Source organism: Promicromonospora kroppenstedtii DSM 19349, from assembly GCF_000515355.1.
Taxonomy (GTDB): Bacteria; Actinomycetota; Actinomycetes; order Actinomycetales; family Cellulomonadaceae; genus Promicromonospora; species Promicromonospora kroppenstedtii.
Window position 1 is genome coordinate 1 of sequence record NZ_KI911725.1, and the last position, 3,854, is coordinate 3,854.

The window sequence follows — 3,854 nt, forward strand, 5'->3', positions numbered from 1 at the left end:
GACGACGGCGGCCAGGCCACCGTGGCCGAGGAGCTCGTCCTGGCCGACGTCCCCCTCGCACGCGTGCTCGCCCCGGGCATGCGGGTCACCGGCGCGCTCGACCCCGCGCGCCGCCTCCTCGACGTGCGCGGCATGCTGCCCGACGTCGCCACCCTCCGCCGGGCGGTGCACACCACCTACCGGGTGGGCCAGGTCGTGCTGGGCCGGGTCGAGAGCGTCGAGGACGAGGCCGTGCGCATCGCCCTGGCGCCGGGCGTCCACGTGCGGGTTCGCCGCGCGGAGATCACCGGCAACGACCTGGACCTGCTGGGCGACCTCTTCACCAGGGGCGAGGTGGTCACCGCCCGCCGCGTGCCCGCCCCGCTCGACGGCCTGGCCCTGCGGCTGGACGACGTCGACGAGTCCCAGGACGAGCCAGTCCCCGCGATCGCGCTGCTGGACGGCGGGCCGCCGTGGCTCCAACCGCCGGAACCGGAGTCCGAGCCGGAGCCGGAGCTGCCGCGGATCGACGGGCCCGTGGTGCTGGGCTCGATCAGGCCCGCCGGACGCCCCACCCCGGGCGACCTGTTCGGCCTGCGCCCGACACCGAGTCCGCCTCCGGCGCCGAGTCCGCCTCCGACACCGGCCCCGACCAACGGCCGGACCAACGACCGCACCGCCGGACGCCGCAAGCCCACCCCGGGCGACGTCGCCGCCTTCCACGCCGGCGCCCACGACGCCCTGCCCTCACCGACGACGTCGGAACCGGAGCCGGCCGGCAAGGCCGCCCGCGACCTCAGCCTGTCCCTCGACGCCGCGCGGTCCCGGGTGGCGTCGCTCGAGAAGGAGCTCCTGGACGACAAGGTGCGGAGGCACCAGGTCGAGCTGGAGGTGGACCGCCTGCTGGGTCGCGTCGGCGAGCTCACCGAGCGGCTGGAGCGCAGCGAACGGCGGGCGGAGCAGCAGGCCACGGCCCTGCGCAAGGCCCGCCAGGAGGCGGCGCGCCTGCGCCACCGGCTCGGCGACGCCGGGGTGGAGGTGCCGGAGGAGCGGTACTTCGCCGACGACGAGGAGCAGCTCCGGTTCGAGGTGCTGACCGAGTGGGCCCGCGCCATCCCCGCGGCCGAGAAGGCCGGCCGCCCCCTGGCCGGGTACACGCTCGGGCCCCGGTTCCTCGCGTCGCTGACCGAGGTCGAGGGCATCAGCCGGGACCGCGTCGTCCGGACGCTCGTCATGGTGCTGACCGGGCTGGCGCAGGACATGAACGGGCTGCAGGCGCACCGCCTGCGCACCGGCGCCGGCGGCGACGACCCGGTCCGGCACCGGGATGACGGCGCGGTCTGCTGGCGGGTGTCCCTGCAGGTCAACACGCCGTCAGCCCGCCGGCTGCACTACTGGAAGCTGCCGGGCGGCACCTACGAGCTGTCGCGCGTGGTGCTCCACGACGACGTGGAGCCCTGACCGCGCTCCTTCTCGTCCAGCTCCTCCAGGAGGTTGCGGATCTCGGAGCGCACGAAGTCGCGCGTCGCGACCTCCGACAGGGCCAGCCGCAGCGCCGCCATCTCCCGGGCCAGGTACTCGGTGTCGGCGAGGTTGCGCTCGCCGCGCTGCCGGTCCTGCTCCGCGGTCACGCGGTCGCGGTCGTCCTGCCGGTTCTGCGCCAGCAGGATCAGGGGCGCGGCGTAGCTGGCCTGCAGAGAGAGCATCAGGGTGAGCGCCGTGAACCCGTTGGCCGCGCTGTCGAACCGCAGGTCCTCCGGGGCCCAGATGTTCCACGCGAGCCAGAGCAGGCAGAACACCGTGAGGTAGATGAGGAACCGCGGCGTGCCGAGGAACCGTGCGATGGCCTCGGTGGCCTTGCCCACGGCCTCCTCGTCGAACCGGAACCGGGGGACGATGCCGCGGCGCTGCGCGAGCGGGGTGTCGAGACGGTCAGGCACGGTGCGCCCCCCGTCGCGTGGGGGACCGGCGGGCCAACGGCGTGGGCGGCGCGGACTGCGCCGCGATCGCCTCCATCCGCTCGTCGTCGCTGCCGCGCCAGTCGTCCGGGAGGATATGGTCCAGCACGTCGTCTACCGTGACGACCCCCAGCAGCCTGCGCTGCGCGTCCAGCACCGGCAGGGCGAGCAGGTCGTACGCCGCGAGCAGGCGCGTCACCCGGCCGATCGACGCGTCGTGCGTGAGCCATTCCGTCTCCGTGTCCAGCACCGAGGCGACCGCCGCGTGCGGCGGCTCCCGCAGCAGCCGCTGGAAGTGCGCGACGCCGAGGAACCGCCCCGTCGGCGTCTCCAGCGGCGGCCGCACCACGAACACCAGCGAGGCCAGCGCCGGCGGCAGCTCCTGCCGCCGGATCTGCGCCAGGGCCGTGGCGATCGTGTCGTCCGCCCCCAGGATCACGGGCTCCGTGGTCATCAGGCCGCCCGCCGTGTCCTCGGCGTACTCCAGCAGCCGCCGCACGTCGGCCGCCTCGTCCGGCTCCATCAGGTTCAGGAGCTGGGCCGCCTGCTCGTCCGGCAGCTCGTTCAGCAGGTCGGCGGCGTCGTCCGGCTCCATGACCTCCAGCACGTCGGCCGCCCGGTCCCGGTCCAGGCCCGAGAGGATGGCGACCTGCGCGTCCTCCGGGAGCTCCTCCAGCACGTCGGCCAGCCGCTCGTCGTCCAGCGCGAGCGCGATCTCCAGCCGGCGTGCCGTGCCCAGGTCGCGGATCACGTCCGCGAGGTCCGCCGCGCGCATGTCCTCGTACGCCTCCAGCAGCCGCGCCGCGCCCTGCTCGGGCGACCGGCTGGTGAGGTCCTGCACCGCGTCCACCGGCACCGTCAGGGTGGAACCGCGCCGGAACGGGGCCGAACCCCGCGCCGAGCGCCGCCGCACGAACAGCTGGTCCACCAGCCAGTCCCCGGTGCGCTGCTGGGCGATCGAGACGTCCTCGATCGTCACCTCGCCCGAACCGTCCTTGAGCTGCACGCGCCGGTCCAGCAGCTCGCCCAGCACCACCGACTCCATGGCCCGCTGCTCGAACCGCCGCATGTTCACCAGGCCGGTGCTGATCACCTGACCTGCGTCGATGCTGGTCACCCGGGTCAGCGGCAGGAACACCCGGCGTCGGCCCGGGACCTCGACCACCAGCCCCACCGCGCGCGGCGCGCCCTTGGCCCGGACCAGCACGACGACATCACGGACCCGGCCCACCTGGTCCCCGATCGGGTCGAAGACCAAGGTCCCGGCCAGACGTGCGACGAAAACCCTGGTGCTGGCGCTCACGCTGGTCAGCCTACGACCCGCGTGGGGGCGTCGCTCCTCGCCGTTATCGTCCAGGTAGGGGAGACTATGAGCATGAGCATGTCTCGCCCGGGTGCCGTCCCGAAGGTCCCGACCCTGCCGGCCGGTGACGAGGTCGCCGCGTACTCCACCTACCTGGAGGCGCAGAAAGCGGTCGACTACCTCTCCGACAACAAGTTCCCCGTCGAGAACGTCACGATCGTGGGCACCGACCTGCGCATGGTCGAGCGGGTCACCGGACGCCTCACCTACGGCCGGGTGGCGCTCGCGGGCGCCCTCTCGGGCGCGTGGTTCGGCTTCTTCGTCGGCCTGCTGCTGACGCTCTTCTCGGCCTCGTCGGGTTTCCAGGTCATGCTCGCCGGCATCGCGCTCGGTGCCGGGTTCGGCCTGCTCTTCTCGATCCTGTCCTACGCGTTCACGGGCGGACGGCGCGACTTCACGTCGTCGTCGCAGATCGTGGCCGCGACCTACGCGATCCTCTGCGCGCACGAGCACGCGAGCGACGCCCGGGCCATGCTGGTGCAGTCCCCGAGCGGGCTGGGCAAGGCGCGCGGTGCGGCCTCGGTCGGGGTCCCGGCCGCGCCAGCGGCGCCCGG

Annotated in this window: 3 protein-coding genes and 1 pseudogene; 2 read left to right on the forward strand and 2 right to left on the reverse strand. The window is 74.1% G+C overall.

Going from position 1 to position 3,854, the window contains the following annotated elements; genetic code table 11:
- A pseudogene (locus tag PROKR_RS35710) lies at positions 1–1,440 on the forward strand (hypothetical protein); the annotation flags it as partial.
- Here PROKR_RS35710 and PROKR_RS21075 read toward each other — a convergent pair.
- The gene (locus PROKR_RS21075) at positions 1,395–1,919 is read right to left on the reverse strand and encodes a DUF1003 domain-containing protein (protein ID WP_020016309.1); all 525 of its coding nucleotides are present in this window, start codon (positions 1,917–1,919) and stop codon (positions 1,395–1,397) included. The pseudogene PROKR_RS35710 and the gene PROKR_RS21075 overlap by 46 nt on opposite strands.
- Positions 1,912–3,240 carry a magnesium transporter MgtE N-terminal domain-containing protein gene (locus PROKR_RS21080; protein ID WP_051433210.1) on the reverse strand — a complete coding sequence of 443 codons (1,329 nt, stop codon included), beginning with the start codon at positions 3,238–3,240 and terminating at the stop codon, positions 1,912–1,914. The genes PROKR_RS21075 and PROKR_RS21080 overlap by 8 nt, the downstream gene beginning before the upstream one ends.
- A gap of 72 nt (positions 3,241–3,312) precedes the next feature.
- On the opposite strand from PROKR_RS21080, the gene PROKR_RS37535 reads away from it, so the two are divergent.
- The coding region (locus PROKR_RS37535) for a YflT domain-containing protein (protein WP_342665896.1) at positions 3,313–3,854 on the forward strand (542 nt) is incomplete at its 3' end.